Origin of the sequence: Serpentinimonas maccroryi (assembly GCF_000828915.1) — a bacterium.
GTDB classification, from domain to species: Bacteria; Pseudomonadota; Gammaproteobacteria; order Burkholderiales; family Burkholderiaceae_C; genus Serpentinimonas; species Serpentinimonas maccroryi.
In genome coordinates, this window is record NZ_AP014569.1 from 363,959 (window position 1) to 377,691 (window position 13,733).

Consider the following 13,733-nt stretch of genomic DNA (forward strand, 5'->3'; position numbering starts at 1 on the left):
CGTTTGCACCTGCCCGGCCCGCAGCGCATCGTCTGCCTGACCGAAGAAACCACCGAGTGGCTCTACCTGCTGGGGCAGGAGTGGCGCATCGTGGGCATCAGTGGCTACACCGTGCGGCCGCGCCGGGCGCGCGACGAAAAGCCCAGGGTCAGCGCCTTCCTCAGCGCCAAGATCGACAAGATCCTGGCGCTGGAGCCGGACTGCGTGTTCGGCTTCTCGGACTTGCAGGCCGACATCGCAGCGGCGCTGATTCGTGCCGGGGTGCAGGTCACCGTGTTCAACCAGCGCAGCGTGGACGGGATTTTTTCCATGCTGTTCCAGGTGGCGGCCATGGTGGGCTGCGCCGACGCGGGGCTGGCGCGCATCGCGCTCATGCGCGCGCGGCTGGACGCGATCCGGGCCGAGGTGGCGGCGCTCGGTGCCTTGGGCAAGCGCCGGCCGCGCGTGTTTTTTGAAGAGTGGGACGAGCCGCACATCAGCGCCATTCGTTGGGTGTCGGAGCTGGTTGGCATTGCAGGGGGGGTCGACGTGTTTCCAGAGCTGGCTGTGCAAGCCATGGGCAAAGACCGCATCATCGCCGACGGCGCGCAGATCGTGGAGCGCGCGCCCGATATCGTCATCGGCTCGTGGTGTGGCAAAAAATTCCGGCCGGACAAGGTGGCGGCCCGGCCCGGCTGGGCTGATGTGCCGGCCGTGCGCCATGGGCAGCTGTTTGAAATCAAGTCGGCAGACATTTTGCAGCCGGGCCCAGCGGCGCTGAGCGATGGCGTGGAGCAACTGCACCACCTCATTCACCATTGGCGTTTGCATCATGGCTGAGCCGGCGCGCATCGAGCTGATCGTGGGCGGGCAAAAGAGTGGCAAGTCGCGCTTGGCTGAACAGCGGGCCAGCGCGTGGTTGGCCGCTGCCCCCGATCGGCAAGCGCTGCTGCTGGCCACCGGTCTGCCTAGCGATGCTGAAATGCGCCAGCGCATCGCGCAACACCAGCGCGACCGTGCCGAGCGCTTGCCCGGTATGCGCACGCTCGAAGAACCCTACGAGCTGGCGGCGGCTTTGCGCCGGGCCAGTGCGGCCGATGCGTTGGTGGTGGTGGATTGCCTGACGCTGTGGCTGACGCAGGCGCTGCTGCCGCCACCGGGCGTGAAGCCCGTGGCCGATGCGGCGGCCATCCGCGCCGACCTGTGCGCCACCCTGCAAGGTCTGCCCGGCCCGGTGGTGCTGGTGGGCAACGAAATTGGGCTGGGGGTGATACCCATGGGGGCTCACGTGCGCCATTTTGTCGATGAACTGGGCCTGCTCAACCAAGCCGTGGCGGCGTTGGCCGAGCGCGTGACCCTGATGGTGGCTGGTTGCCCGCTGCAGATCAAAGGAGTGTGCGCATGAAGGAAGCTCTGGCGCTGGCGCCGGCCCGGGCGCTGCGCGCTTGCTGCTGGCCGTTGCAACGGGTGCGGGCGTGGGCCTTGGGTCGGGCAGGGCGCGCCCTCTGCGGCGCTGTGCTCATGCTCGGAGCACCGTGGCTGGCCCCAGTGCAAGCCGCAAAACCAGCCCAAGCCCAAGCCCAAGCCATCTCGGTGCTCGACGACCGTGGCCGCACCGTGCTGTTGCCCCAGCCGCCGCAGCGCGTGGTCTCGGTGCTGCCTTCGCTCACCGAAACCGTGTGCGCGCTCGGCCAGTGCCAGCGGCTGGTGGGGGTGGACCGCTTTTCCGATTGGCCGGCGGCGGTGCGCGCTTTGCCTCAGGTGGGTGGCGGCATCGACCCCAATATCGAGGCCATCGTCACCCTGCGGCCCGACTTGGTGCTGATGGCGCGCTCCAGCCGCGGCAGCGAGCGGCTGGAGGCGCTGGGCCTGACGGTGCTGGTGCTAGAGCCGCAAACCCACGCCGACGTACGCCGGGTCATGGGCCGGGTGGCGCAGGCGCTGGGGCTGCCGGCGCAGCAGGCCGAGCAGTTGTGGCAGCGCATCGACGCCGAGCTGACGGCGCTGGCGGGCGCTTTGCCGCCCTCGGTGCGGCAGACGCGGGTGTATTTTGAGGTCAACCGCGCCCCGTTTGCCGCCGGGGCCTCGTCGTTCATCGGCGAGTCGCTGGCGCGCCTGGGGGCGCAAAACATCGTGCCGCCCGAACTCGGGCCCTTCCCCCAGCTCAACCCCGAGTTCGTGGTGCGCGCCAACCCCGACCTGATCATGGTCGGCGCGCGCGACCGCGCCAGCCTGCACGAGCGCCCGGGCTGGGGCCGCATCCGCGCCGTGCGCGAGCAGCGCCTGTGCGTGTTTGCCGACGCCGAGCTCGACGCCCTCGTGCGTCCCGGGCCGCGCCTAGCCGAAGGCGCGCGCCTGCTGGCCGACTGCCTGCGCCGCCATGCCCCATGAAGCAGCCGCCGCCAGCCCTTAATCACAACAGCGCAGCCGCTGTTGCGCCACTGCCCAGCGGCCCTGGCTCCGCTGCCACGGCTCCACGCCGCCCCTGGGCCTTGGGGCTGGGCTTGTGCCTGCTGGCGGCGCTGTTGGCCTTGCTCGGCTTGGGGGTGGGCAGCAGCGGCCTTGAGCCCATCTGGCGCCTCTGGGCCGACCCGGTGGCGGCGCAGATCGTCTGGGATATCCGGGCGCCGCGCACCCTGGGCGCTTGGGCTGCGGGGGCGCTGCTGGGGCTGGCTGGGGCGGTGGCGCAGGGCCTGTTTCGCAACCCGCTGGCCGACCCCTTTTTGCTCGGCAGCGCTGCCGGGGCCGCGCTGGCGGTGGCTTTGACGCTGGCTGGATTTGGGGTGTCGCTGTTTGCGCTCGAATGGTTGGTGCGGCTGGGCCTGACGGCGGCCGCCTTTGTGGGTGCGGTGACGGCGGTGCTGCTCACACTGGCGCTGGCGCGCGGCGTGCAGCACACCTTGCGCCTGCTGCTGGCCGGGGTGGTGGTGGGCATGGTGCTGGGGGCGCTGGGCTCGATGGTGACGCTGGCCGCGCCCGCAACGCTGGCGCCGATGCAGGCCTTCATGCTGGGCTCGACCGGCTTCATCGGCTGGCCGGCGCTGGGGCTGATGGCCGCCGTGGGTGCGCTGTGCGTGTGCGCCGGCGTGGCGCTGGCCAAGGTGCTCGACGGCCTGAGCCTGGGCGAGGACACGGCGCAGAGCCTGGGCCTGCCGCTGGCGCCGCTGCGCGTGGCGCTGGTGGTGCTGCTGGCGCTGGCCACGGGCACGGCGGTGGCCCAGACCGGGCTCATCGCCTTCGTTGGGCTGGTAGCGCCGCATCTGGTGCGCGCGCTCATCCAGACCACGCACGGCTGGCTGCTGCCGCTGGCCAGCCTGATGGGTGGCGTGCTGCTGTTGGCGGCCGATTTGCTGGCGCGTGCGCTGCTGGCGCCGCAAGAGATTCCGGTCGGGGTGCTGACGGCGGTGCTCGGCGGCGGCTATCTGCTCTGGCTGATGCGCCGGCGGGCGCCATGAATCGCACCATGAACACCAGCGCCAGCGCCGCCGCGCCCAGCCTTGCAAGCGCCCCCGCGGCCTTGCAGTGCCGGGGTTTGAGCGCCGTGCTCGGGCAGGGCGCGCAGGCGCACACCGCGCTGCACGGGGTGGACGTGCGCTTTGCCGCTGGGCGCTGGACCAGCATCGTCGGCCCCAACGGCGCCGGCAAATCGACCCTGCTGCGGGCGCTGGCCGGGCTGCAAGCGGTGCAGGGCACGGTCGAGCTTTTGGGGCGGCCGCTGCCGCACTGGGGCGCGCGCGAGCGCGCCCGCACCTTGGCCTGGCTGGCGCAGGGCGGTGCAGCCAGTCAGAACGCCGCCGACGACCTCACCGCCTACGACGTGGCGATGCTCGGGCGGCTGCCGCATCAGGGCTGGCTGGCAGCGCCCAGCGCCACCGACCGCGCTGCCGTGGAGCGCGCCTTGCGCCAGACCCAGGCCTGGGACTGGCGCCAGCGGCCTTTGGGCGGCCTGTCGGGCGGCGAGCGCCAGCGCGTCTTGCTGGCGCGCCTGCTGGCGGTCGAGGCCCAGGTGCTGCTCATGGACGAGCCGTTGCTCAACCTCGACCCACCGCACCAAGCCGACTGGATCGCGCTCGTGCGCGACTTGGTGGCTCAGGGGCGCACGGTGGTGAGCGTGTTGCACGAAATCGGCACCGCCTTGCTGGCCGACGAACTGGTGCTGCTGCAGCAGGGCCGCATCGTTCTCCAAGGCCGTTGCAGTGCGCCCACCACGCAGCGCGCGCTCGAGGCGCTGTTCGAGCAGCGCATCGCCATCCACGCCCTGCACGGGCAGTGGGTGGCGCTGCCGAAGATATGAATATCGTTTGTTATCCGGGACCACGATGCGGGGTCCGGGATGACAGCTAAAAAATCGTCTCTTAAACGAAGGTGACATCATGCAAATAGAAACACCTCCTACGGTCAAACCCTATGCCAAACCTGAGGGCGAGCGGCGTGGCCTGATCATCGTCAATACCGGCGATGGCAAAGGCAAAAGCACTGCCGCCTTCGGCCTGGCACTGCGCGCCCACGGCCGCCGCCATGTGCATGGCAAAGCCGTGAGGATTTTCCAGTTCATGAAGGTGCCGAGCGCGCGCTTCGGCGAACACCGCATGTTCGAGCAACTCGGCATTCCAATCGAAGGGCTGGGCGACGGCTTCAGCTGGAAAAGTCCGGACCTGGAACATTCGGCCCAACTGGCGCGCAACGGCTGGGAAAAAGCCAAAGCCGCCATCCTGAGCGGCGACTATTTTCTGGTGGTGCTGGACGAGCTGACCTACCCGCTGATTTACAGCTGGATGCCGCTGGACGATGTGCTGCACACCTTGCAGAGCCGGCCCAAGGAGGTGCATGTGGTCATCACCGGCCGGCGCTGCCCACCTGAAATCATCGCGCTGGCCGACACCGTGACCGAGATGACGAAAATCAAACATGCGTTCAACGCGGGCATTCCTGCGCAGCGCGGCATCGAAGATTAGGAACGCGCAGTGAGCGCACCCGCAGAACCCCACGCCTTCAGCGCCGCCGATCAGCAGGCTGTGTACCGTGCTGTTTGCGATCGGCGCGACATGCGCCACTTCAGCGGAGCTACGGTGGCTGACGGCGTGCTGCAGCGGCTGTTGTCTGCCGCGCACCACGCGCCCAGTGTTGGCTTCATGCAGCTCTGGCGCTTTATCCGCGTGTGCAAGTCTGTTTTGTGCCTGGGTCCGGTCGAAATGTTTTATCAAGAGCCCATGCTGCAAACCGAAAACTGCGCACGCTGTTCCGCGCACGCCGACCTGGTGTTTGAAAACTGCTGGGGCCAGCCGGCCGGGCATGGCAAACCAAGCGCCTGACATGCTGATGGTCTGGACCTGCTGCGACCAGCCGTTGAGCCTCGGCGGCATGGCGCTGGTATTGGTGCTGGTCTTGCTGCTGGCCCTGTGGATTGATCACGGTTTTGGCGAGCCACGTACAAGCCTTCATCCCGTGGTGTGGATCGGTCTTTACCTCAAAATTTTCGGCCGCATGACTGTGCGTTTCCCGCCTGTGCTCGCGTTTGTGCTGGGGGCACTGGCTTGGGCGTTGGGCGCTGTCTTGACGGGGGTGTTGGCCTGGGGGCTGCAGGCTCTGGTTTTCTGGCAGCTTGCCGACTTTTCCGCAATGCCGGGCCTGCAGAGCGGGGTGAGCGCTGTGGTGATTGCCTTGTTGATGGCCTGGCTGCTCAAGTCGATGTTGTCCTGGCGCATGCTGCACGAGGAAGTGAGCGCGGTCGAGGCCGCGTTGCGGCAGTCGCTGGATGCCGGTCGCGAACGCCTCTCAATGCTGGTGAGCCGCGACACGTCTCAGCTCACCGCCAGCGAGGTGCGTGAAAGCGCGATTGAGTCGCTGGCCGAAAACCTCAATGATTCGGTGGTCGCGCCCATTTTCTGGTTTGTTCTGTTCGGCCTGCCGGGTGCCGCGATTTACCGCTTTGCCAACACCGCCGACGCCATGTGGGGCTACCGCGGTGTGTACCGCGGGGAGCACTGGGAATGGGCGGGCAAGTGGGCGGCGCGGGCCGACGATGTGTTGTCGTGGCTGCCGGCGCGCCTGACGGCTTTGCTGCTGGCGCTGCTGGCAGGCGGTCTGCCGATTGCAACCCTGCGGGCCGAAGCCGGCAAAACGCCGTCGCCCAACAGCGGCTGGCCGATGGGGGCCATGGCTTTGGCGTTGGAAGTCAGCCTGCGCAAGAGCGGTGTTTACACACTCAATCCCACCGGCCGGCAGCCGCAGGCGTCAGATCTGGTGGCGGCGCAAAAATATGCATCAAATGTGGTCCTAGCCCTTATTCCAATTGCGCTAATAGCCATTGCATTGATAGCAAATTGGGGGCACGCATGAGTGCAGAAAAATCCGCAGCCGCGCGTGGCCACGGCGGACCCGACCACCTCGGGGTGCCGCTTCACGATTTTTCGAGCAACAGCAACGCCTGCGGGCCCTGTCCTTTCGCGCTGGCTGCCGTGCAGCAAGCCGATGCCAGCCGGTATCCCGACGCCAGCTACACCGCTTTGCGCCAGCAGCTGGCTGGGTTTCACGGTGTGGACGCGCAGCGCCTGGTGTTGGCCGCCAGCGCCAGCGAGTTCATTTTCCGCATCACCGCGCTCGCCGCCCAGCGCGGCGCCGGCGCCGTCTGGCTGCCGCCGTACAGCTACGGCGACTACGCGCAGTCAGCCCAGAGCTGGAAGTTGCCGGTGGTTGCGCAGCCGGCGCAGGCGCAATTGCGCTGGGCATGTGATCCGTCCAGCCCGCTGGGCGTCGCTCATCAGGGACTGGCTGAATTACCCGTCACAGCGGCGCTGTGCGTGCTGGACCGTGCTTACGAACCGCTGCGGCTCAGCGGCGCGCTCGCACTGCCCGACGAAGCGCTGCAAAAGTTCTGGCAACTCTGGACGCCGAACAAGGCGCTGGGTTTGACTGGTGTGCGCGCGGCTTATGCGATTGCGCCGCCGGGTGCGAACGACGCAGTGATGCAGTTGGAGAGCCTGGCCCCTTCGTGGCCGGTAGGTGCGCATGGTGCGGCGATGTTGCGAGCCTGGTGCGAACCGGCGGTCCAGCAATGGCTGGCTGATAGCCTTGTCACGCTGCGCGAGTGGAAAGAGCGGCAGAAGCAGGTTTGTGAATCAATCGGCTGGACCGTGCTGCCGAGCAACGCGAACTTCTTCGTCTGTCATGCCGGAATTGAGCAGCTTGTGCCGGACCCCGATCCGGGTACGTCCCTGTCTGTGCACCGAGATGGATTGCGGATCAAGCCCGCAATGACAGATCTGCGCGAACGCGGCATCAAGCTGCGCGATTGCACATCCTTCGGTTTGCCGGGCCATCTGCGCCTGAGCGTGCAAACGCCTGCGGCGCAGGACGCGTTGCACCATGCATGGCAAAACATTAGCAAGGCAAGTTCATGAGCGCAAAAAGCGTGATGGTTTTAGGCACCACCAGCGGTGCCGGAAAAAGTTGGCTGAGCACCGCGCTGTGCCGTTATTACGCACGTCAGGGTCTGAAGGTCGCGCCCTTCAAGGCGCAGAACATGAGCAACAACGCCCGGGTGGTGGCCGCCGCGTCGGGCTTAGCGGGCGAGATCGGCTCGGCCCAGTACTTTCAGGCCCTTGCCGCCTGCGCCCAGCCCGAAGTGCGCATGAACCCGCTGCTGCTCAAGCCCGAGGCCGACACGCACAGCCAGGTGGTGCTGCTGGGCGAAGTCAGCCGCGAGCTCAGCGACATGCCTTGGCGCGCGCGCAGCGTACGGGTCTGGCCGCAGATCAGGGCCGCGCTCGATGCGCTGTGCGCCGAAAACGACGTGGTGGTGATCGAGGGCGCCGGCTCGCCGGCCGAGATCAACCTGCACGCCAGCGACATCGTGAATATGCGCGTGGCCCGCCACGCCCAGGCGCGCTGTTTGCTGGTGACCGACATCGACCGCGGCGGCGCTTTTGCCCACCTCTACGGCACCTGGGCCCTGCTGCCCGAGGACGAGCGCGCGCTCATCTGCGGCTTTGTGCTCAACAAGTTCCGGGGCGATGCGGCGTTGCTCGCGCCGGCGCCTCAGATGCTGCACGACTTGACCGGCGTGCCGGTGGTGGCGACCTTGCCCATGTGGTGGCAGCACGGCTTGCCCGAAGAGGATGGGGTTTTTGATGACCGCAGCCGTGTCGCTGGCGCGCTTAGCCAGACCATCGCCGTGATCGCCTACCCGCGCAGCAGCAACCTTGACGAGTTTCAGCCGCTCAAGAACGTGCCGGGTCTGCGCCTGATCTGGGCGCGCACGCCGGCCGACTGCTCCGGGGCCGACTGGATCGTGCTGCCCGGCATCAAAGCCACAGCAGCCGACTTGGCTTGGCTGCGTGCGCAGGGGCTGGACCAGGCGCTGGCCGCGCACGCCGCACAGGGCCGGGCCGTGCTGGGCATCTGCGGCGGGCTGCAGATGCTGGGCGAGGCGCTGATCGACCCCCACGGCATCGAACCGCTGGCGCTGGGCAACACCCCCGGCCTGGGCTTGCTGCCGCTGGTGACGGTGTTTGCGGAGCGCAAAACCGTCTGCCACACGAGCACGTCCTTTGCTGAACTGACCGGCTGCTGGGCGGCGTTGTCGGGCGTGCGCGTGACCGGCTACGAAATCCATCACGGTCAAACGGTGCAGCACCCCGACATGGCGGCCCAAGGCCTAATCGCGCGCGAGGTCATGCCCGGCCTGGCGTGGCAAAACGCGGCCGGCAACGTACTCGGCTGCTATGTGCACGGCCTGTTCGAACAGCCAGCCGTGCTGCGCGCCCTGTTTGGCAGCAGCGCGCCCACGCTGGAGAGCGTGTTCGATGGCCTAGCCGATTTTGTGCAAAGCCACTTTGCCCCCGGTGTGCTCGACGCCCTGATACGCAAGCCCTGACCCTGCAAGCCCCAACCACGCAAGCCCTGACCATGCAAAAACTGATGACCATGCCCTTCACCCCGCCCACCCTAGAAGACCTCTTCCAGCCGGCGCTCTCAGCGCGCCTGCAGCACCGGCTCGACCACAAGACCAAGCCGCTGGGCAGCTTGGGCGGGATCGAAGCCCTGGCGCTGCGCATCGGCCTGATTTTGGGCAGCGAAAAGCCCACGCTGCAGCAGCCGCAGCTGGTGGTGTTTGCCGCCGACCACGGCTTGGCGGCGCGGGGCGTATCGGCTTATCCGAGCGCCGTCACGGCGCAGATGGTGCAGAACTTTCTGGCCGGCGGCGCGGCGGTGAGCGTGCTGGCACGCCTGCACGGCTTGGCGCTGACGGTGGTGGACTGCGGCGTGGCCAGCCCACTGTCGCCGCAGCCAGGTTTGCAGCTGCGCAAGGTCGCCAGCGGCAGCGCCGACGCCAGCGTCGAGCCGGCCATGACGCCCGCGCAGTGCGCCGCCGCGCTGGCGCACGGCGTGGCCGTGGTGCAGGGCCTGCCCGGCAACGCCTTGTTGCTGGGCGAGATGGGCATAGGCAACACCTCGGCGGCGGCGCTGCTGCTGGCGCGGCTCGGGGGTTTGCCGATCGAGGACTGCACCGGGGCCGGTACCGGGCTCGATGCCGCCGGGGTGGCGCACAAAACCGCCGTCTTGCGCGGCGCCTTGGCTTTGCATGCACAGGCCCGCGAACCGCTGGACGCGCTGGCGGCGCTGGGCGGCTTCGAGATCGCCGCCTTGGTCGGGGCGGTGCTGCAGGCGGCGGCCGAGCGGCGCGTGATCGTCGTCGATGGCTTCATCACCAGTGCCGCGGTGCTGGTGGCGGCGCGGCTGCAGCCGCGGGTGTTGCAGCGCTGTGTGTTTGCGCACCGCAGCGGCGAGCGCGGCCACGCCGCCATGCTGCGCTTGCTGGGGGCCGAGCCGCTGCTCGATCTGGGGCTGCGCTTGGGCGAGGGTTCGGGCGCGGCGCTGGCTTGGCCGCTGCTGGTTTCAGCCTGCGCTTTGCTCAACGAGATGGCCAGCTTCGAATCGGCGGCGGTGAGCGGGCCGGTGGTGGCCACAGCCTCGGGCGAGGCGGCATGCACCCTCGACGGCGGCGCTGCGCCAAGGCGGACCGATGATGGCGCATGAGCTGCGTTGCCTGCTGCTGGCGCTGCAGTTCTTGACACGCATCCCGGTCACGGGGCGGCTGGCGCACTGGGTGGGCTACAGCCCGCAGCTGCTGCGCGCATCGGCGCGCTATTTTCCGCTGGTGGGCGCAGGGGTGGGGGTGCTCACGGCGGCCGTGCTGGGGCTGGCTTGGTGGCTGCTACCCCCGGTTCCAGCGGCGGCTTGGGTAGCGGCCGTGGCGGCGCTGGCGGCCGGTTTGCTGCTCACCGGGGCCTTGCACGAAGACGGGCTGGCCGACACCTTCGACGGCCTCGGCGGCGGCACGACGCCCGAGCGCGCGCTCGAGATCATGAAAGACTCGCGCATCGGCAGCTACGGCGCGCTGGCGCTGGGCGTGGCCCTGCTGGCCAAATGCGCCTTACTGGCAAGCCTGCTGCAGATCGAGCCGCTGCTGGCGCTGCTGGGGCTGCTGTGGGGGCACACCGTGTCGCGCTGCGCGCCTTTGTGGCTGCTGTACCGGCATCGCCACGTGGGCGATCGGGCCGGAGTCAAAGCCAAGCCGCTGGCCGACGGCATCGGTTTGGGCGGCCTGCTCTGGGCGGCGATGTGGGCGCTGCTGGTGCTGCTGGGCAGTGGGGCGGCGGCCGTGGCCTTGGGCGCAACGCTGGGTGCAACGCAGTTGGTGCAGGGCGGCGGGTCTGCGCTGGCCCTGGTTGTAGCGCTGTCGGCGGCTTTGAGCGGCGCGCTGCTGGTGGCGGCCCCCATGGCGCGCTGGTTGCTGCGCCGCCTCGGGGGCTACACGGGCGACGGCTTGGGGGCCACGCAGCAGGCGGCTGAACTGGGTTTGCTGCTCGGGCTGGTGCTGGCTGGGCCGCTGCTGGTTGGGCCTGTGTTGGGTGCGGGTGCTTGAGCGTGGCCGCTGGGGCTGGGGCATGAATCGCGGCGCATTAAGCGCGGGCGCAGGGCAACCCGGCCAGTTGTGGCTGGTGCGCCATGCACGGCCGGTGCGCCCCGACGGCAGCCCGGTGTGCGGCTGCTGTTATGGCCGGCTCGACTGGCCGGCCGACCCGCTCGCCAACCAGCGCTTGGCGCAGCACCTGGCCGACTGGTTGCCGCGCGCGGCCACGGTGCGCAGCAGCAGCCGCCAGCGCACCCGTGCCTTGGCGCAGGCGCTGCTGGCCCTGCGCCCCGATCTGCAGTGCGCCGGCAGCGATGCGCGCCTCGATGAGCTCGATTTCGGCGGCTGGGAAGGGCAGCGCTGGGACGCCATTGGCGAGCCGGCGGTCTCGGCTTGGGTGCGCGATTTTGCCGACCACGCGCCCGGTGGCGGCGAAACGGTGCGGCAGTTGCTGGCGCGGGTCGGGGCCGCTTGGCGCGCATGGCAGGCCGCGGCGGAGTACAACACAGTCTGGCTCGGTCATGCGGGTACGTTGCAGGCCGTGCAGTGGCTGACACAGCGCGCGCCGCTGTCAACCGGGGCAAACTGTCCGATCACGTCCAGCCCAAGCAGCACCAGCTCGCAGATCTGTCCTGAGCCGCAAGCCCAATCGTGGCCGCGCTCAAGCGTTTCCTTTGGTGGCTGGCGGGTTTTTCCTAGGACATACCCTAGGTAATGGGAGCTTTGGGCGTCGGCATAAGCTGGCTGTAAGGCTCGGGTTCGACAGTGCCTGCCTGAGCGTTGCTAGGCCTTGATTCGGCAGCGTTCTGGCGCGGCTGCGCAAGCTGCCGTTTCAGAGTTGATTCGACCCATCCCGGGCTGATTCAGAAAGGAACCCATTCATGACAAACCCCAGTACCAAAAGCGCGGCGCCGCCCGGCCCCGTGTACGACGAGGCCTTGATCAAGCGCAAGCTTGGCGCGGCCATCGGCCTGTTGGCCATCTTTTGCGTCACCTACTTCACGGCGGCCGTGATCGCCACGCGCGATTTCCGCGCCATTGGTCAGATCGACATCCTTGGCATGCCGCTGGCGCTCTATGCCGCCACGCTGGTGTTCATCGTCGGCCTGGTGGTGACGCGCATGTGCCTCAACCAAGACAAAGGGGACTGAGATGGGCTTTGAAAATCCGATTGCCTTTTCCATCCTGGTCGTCAGCCTGATCTTGGTGGTTTACATCAGCTGGTGGGGCAAGAAGCAGACCAGCACCACGACCGACTTTTACGTCGCTGGCGGCAAAATCTCGCCGCGCCTCAATGGCTGGGCGATGTTCGGCGACTACTGCAGCGCGGCCAGCTTCTTGGGTGTGGCCGGCGCCATCGCGCTGGTCGGCATTGACAGCTGGTGGATCGCCATTGGCTTCTTTGGTGCTTGGATCTTTGTGCTCGTCGCGCTGGCTGGCCCGCTGAAAAGCTCGGGCAAGTTCACCGTGGCCGACGTGCTGGTCGGGCGCTTTGGCGGCCGCAGCCTCAAGTTCCTAGCCATGTTCACCACCGTCGTCATCGGTACGCTGTACCTGGTGCCGCAGATCGTGGGCGCGGGTCACCTGTTCCAGTTGCTGCTGGGCTGGGACTACATGGTCACGGTGTTCGTCTCGGCGTTCATCATGGGCCTGATGGTGATTCTGGGCGGCATGATGGGCACCACCTACAACCAGGCCATCCAAGGCGTGATTCTGCTCGTGGCGATGCTGCTGTTGTTCGTGCTGGCCACTTTCGTGTACTTTGGCGGCAACCCGTTTGCCATCATCAGCCAAGCCATGGACACCGTGCCACCCACCGCAGCCGCTGGTGTGATGGCGCAAGTTGTGGTGCCGCCTACGCCCGAAGGCGCCTATGGCCCGTTCGTGCTGGCCGAAGCCGTGCGTGCGGGTTTTGCCAACCTGCCTGACGCCCTGACTCCGGGTGTGGCGACGCCCGACGTCTGGAACCAAGTCAGCTTGGTGCTCGGTCTGCTGCTGGGTGTGGCCGGTCTGCCGCACATCCTGATCCGCTTTTACACCGTCAAAGACGCCAAAGACGCCAAGAAAGGCGCCGAAATCACCATCATCGGCTTGGCGGTGTTCTACATCGCGGTGCTGTTCGTCGGCTTTGCCACCATGATGATCCTCTACCCAGAGCTGATCAAAATGCTGCAAGCGGGCCAACGCGGGCAAGCCACCAACTTGGCGATCCCGATGCTGGGCCAAGCCATGGGCGGTGAAGTGGTGCTCGGTCTGATCGCTGCCGGTGCCATGGCCGCGATGCTGAGCACGGCGGTGGGTCTGTTGATCTCGATGACCACCAGCCTGTCGCACGACGTCTATGCCGGCGTGCTGCGCCCCAACAGCACCGACCGCGAGCGCTTGGTGTTTGCCAAACTCGGCGCCGTGGTGCTGACGGTGATCGCGCTGCTGGCCTCGATCTGGCTCAAAGACCAGAACGTCGCGATTCTGGTGGCCATGTGCTTCGGTATCGCTGCCTCGACCTTCGCCCCGGTGCTGATCCTGTCGGTCTGGTGGACGGGCCTGACCAAAGAAGGCGTGATTGCCGGCTTGGTGGTGGGCCTGATCGTCTCGCTGACCTTCACCTTCGCCCGTTTCTCGGCCGTGCCCGATATCATGGGCATCCGCGTGCTGGGCAACCCAGCGCTCTACGGTGTGCCGGCGGCCCTGCTGTCGATCATTGTGGTGAGCCTGTTGACCAAGAACACGGGCAACGCCCGCGAGTTCCTCGCCGCTGCGCACCGCAACTAAAGCGCTCTTTACGACCGCTTGAAAACCCGCCGCAAGGCGGGTTTTTTTATGGATGCACGGCCCGCCG

At 67.6% G+C, this 13,733-nt stretch carries 15 protein-coding genes; all 15 read left to right on the forward strand.

Going from position 1 to position 13,733, the window contains the following annotated elements; all coding sequences use genetic code 11:
• Positions 1–3 precede the first annotated feature (3 nt).
• The 15 genes from SMCB_RS01600 (at position 4) to SMCB_RS01670 (ending at position 13,666) form a co-directional block, all read left to right on the forward strand.
• Positions 4–819 carry an ABC transporter substrate-binding protein gene (locus tag SMCB_RS01600; protein WP_045537383.1) on the forward strand — a complete coding sequence of 272 codons (816 nt, stop codon included), beginning with the start codon at positions 4–6 and terminating at the stop codon, positions 817–819.
• A complete protein-coding gene (locus tag SMCB_RS01605; RefSeq protein ID WP_045534569.1) occupies positions 812–1,384 on the forward strand; it encodes a bifunctional adenosylcobinamide kinase/adenosylcobinamide-phosphate guanylyltransferase in 573 nt (190 codons plus the stop codon). Before SMCB_RS01600 ends, SMCB_RS01605 begins: the two co-directional genes overlap by 8 nt.
• Positions 1,385–1,500: 116 nt before the next feature.
• On the forward strand, positions 1,501–2,370 hold the full coding sequence (locus SMCB_RS01610; protein WP_045537384.1) for an ABC transporter substrate-binding protein: 870 nt from the start codon (positions 1,501–1,503) through the stop codon (positions 2,368–2,370).
• A complete protein-coding gene (locus SMCB_RS01615) occupies positions 2,367–3,434 on the forward strand; it encodes a FecCD family ABC transporter permease (protein ID WP_082027164.1) in 1,068 nt (355 codons plus the stop codon). The genes SMCB_RS01610 and SMCB_RS01615 overlap by 4 nt, the downstream gene beginning before the upstream one ends.
• 8 nt (positions 3,435–3,442) lie before the next feature.
• A complete protein-coding gene (locus tag SMCB_RS01620) occupies positions 3,443–4,273 on the forward strand; it encodes an ABC transporter ATP-binding protein (RefSeq protein ID WP_045534573.1) in 831 nt (276 codons plus the stop codon).
• A gap of 79 nt (positions 4,274–4,352) precedes the next feature.
• Complete coding sequence (gene cobO / locus SMCB_RS01625) at positions 4,353–4,934, forward strand: cob(I)yrinic acid a,c-diamide adenosyltransferase (RefSeq protein WP_045534574.1); 582 nt, start codon at positions 4,353–4,355, stop codon at positions 4,932–4,934.
• A 9-nt stretch (positions 4,935–4,943) separates the two neighbouring features.
• Complete coding sequence (locus SMCB_RS01630) at positions 4,944–5,291, forward strand: nitroreductase family protein (RefSeq protein WP_052468371.1); 348 nt, start codon at positions 4,944–4,946, stop codon at positions 5,289–5,291.
• Between the two features lies 1 nt (position 5,292).
• Entirely contained in the window at positions 5,293–6,318 is a 1,026-nt protein-coding gene (gene cbiB / locus SMCB_RS01635) for an adenosylcobinamide-phosphate synthase CbiB (protein ID WP_420834897.1), read from the forward strand.
• The gene (locus SMCB_RS01640) at positions 6,315–7,379 is read left to right on the forward strand and encodes an aminotransferase class I/II-fold pyridoxal phosphate-dependent enzyme (RefSeq protein ID WP_045534576.1); all 1,065 of its coding nucleotides are present in this window, start codon (positions 6,315–6,317) and stop codon (positions 7,377–7,379) included. The genes cbiB and SMCB_RS01640 overlap by 4 nt, the downstream gene beginning before the upstream one ends.
• On the forward strand, positions 7,376–8,854 hold the full coding sequence (locus SMCB_RS01645; protein ID WP_045534577.1) for a cobyric acid synthase: 1,479 nt from the start codon (positions 7,376–7,378) through the stop codon (positions 8,852–8,854). Before SMCB_RS01640 ends, SMCB_RS01645 begins: the two co-directional genes overlap by 4 nt.
• A 32-nt stretch (positions 8,855–8,886) precedes the next feature.
• The gene (gene cobT, locus SMCB_RS01650) at positions 8,887–10,017 is read left to right on the forward strand and encodes a nicotinate-nucleotide--dimethylbenzimidazole phosphoribosyltransferase (RefSeq protein WP_231851221.1); all 1,131 of its coding nucleotides are present in this window, start codon (positions 8,887–8,889) and stop codon (positions 10,015–10,017) included.
• Positions 10,004–10,906, forward strand: a complete 903-nt coding sequence (locus SMCB_RS01655; RefSeq protein ID WP_338056282.1) for an adenosylcobinamide-GDP ribazoletransferase — start codon at positions 10,004–10,006, stop codon at positions 10,904–10,906. The genes cobT and SMCB_RS01655 overlap by 14 nt, the downstream gene beginning before the upstream one ends.
• A 22-nt stretch (positions 10,907–10,928) precedes the next feature.
• A complete protein-coding gene (locus SMCB_RS01660) occupies positions 10,929–11,609 on the forward strand; it encodes a histidine phosphatase family protein (RefSeq protein ID WP_082027165.1) in 681 nt (226 codons plus the stop codon).
• Positions 11,610–11,775: 166 nt separating this feature from the next.
• A complete protein-coding gene (locus SMCB_RS01665) occupies positions 11,776–12,045 on the forward strand; it encodes a hypothetical protein (protein WP_045534579.1) in 270 nt (89 codons plus the stop codon).
• Between the two features lies 1 nt (position 12,046).
• Positions 12,047–13,666, forward strand: a complete 1,620-nt coding sequence (locus tag SMCB_RS01670; RefSeq protein ID WP_045534581.1) for a sodium/solute symporter — start codon at positions 12,047–12,049, stop codon at positions 13,664–13,666.
• Positions 13,667–13,733 lie beyond the last annotated feature (67 nt).

Excerpts from the sequence above, each read along its gene's own strand:
- SMCB_RS01605 (WP_045534569.1), top strand. The coding sequence starts at position 812 with ATGGCTGAGCCGGCGCGCATCGAGCTGATCGTGGGCGGGCAAAAGAGT.
- SMCB_RS01610 (WP_045537384.1), top strand. The coding sequence starts at position 1,501 with ATGCTCGGAGCACCGTGGCTGGCCCCAGTGCAAGCCGCAAAACCAGCC.
- SMCB_RS01615 (WP_082027164.1), top strand. The coding sequence starts at position 2,367 with ATGAAGCAGCCGCCGCCAGCCCTTAATCACAACAGCGCAGCCGCTGTT.
- SMCB_RS01620 (WP_045534573.1), top strand. The coding sequence starts at position 3,443 with ATGAACACCAGCGCCAGCGCCGCCGCGCCCAGCCTTGCAAGCGCCCCC.
- cobO (WP_045534574.1), top strand. The coding sequence starts at position 4,353 with ATGCAAATAGAAACACCTCCTACGGTCAAACCCTATGCCAAACCTGAG.
- cbiB (WP_420834897.1), top strand. The coding sequence starts at position 5,293 with ATGCTGATGGTCTGGACCTGCTGCGACCAGCCGTTGAGCCTCGGCGGC.
- SMCB_RS01640 (WP_045534576.1), top strand. The coding sequence starts at position 6,315 with ATGAGTGCAGAAAAATCCGCAGCCGCGCGTGGCCACGGCGGACCCGAC.
- SMCB_RS01645 (WP_045534577.1), top strand. The coding sequence starts at position 7,376 with ATGAGCGCAAAAAGCGTGATGGTTTTAGGCACCACCAGCGGTGCCGGA.
- cobT (WP_231851221.1), top strand. The coding sequence starts at position 8,887 with ATGCAAAAACTGATGACCATGCCCTTCACCCCGCCCACCCTAGAAGAC.
- SMCB_RS01655 (WP_338056282.1), top strand. The coding sequence starts at position 10,004 with ATGATGGCGCATGAGCTGCGTTGCCTGCTGCTGGCGCTGCAGTTCTTG.
- SMCB_RS01660 (WP_082027165.1), top strand. The coding sequence starts at position 10,929 with ATGAATCGCGGCGCATTAAGCGCGGGCGCAGGGCAACCCGGCCAGTTG.
- SMCB_RS01665 (WP_045534579.1), top strand. The coding sequence starts at position 11,776 with ATGACAAACCCCAGTACCAAAAGCGCGGCGCCGCCCGGCCCCGTGTAC.
- SMCB_RS01670 (WP_045534581.1), top strand. The coding sequence starts at position 12,047 with ATGGGCTTTGAAAATCCGATTGCCTTTTCCATCCTGGTCGTCAGCCTG.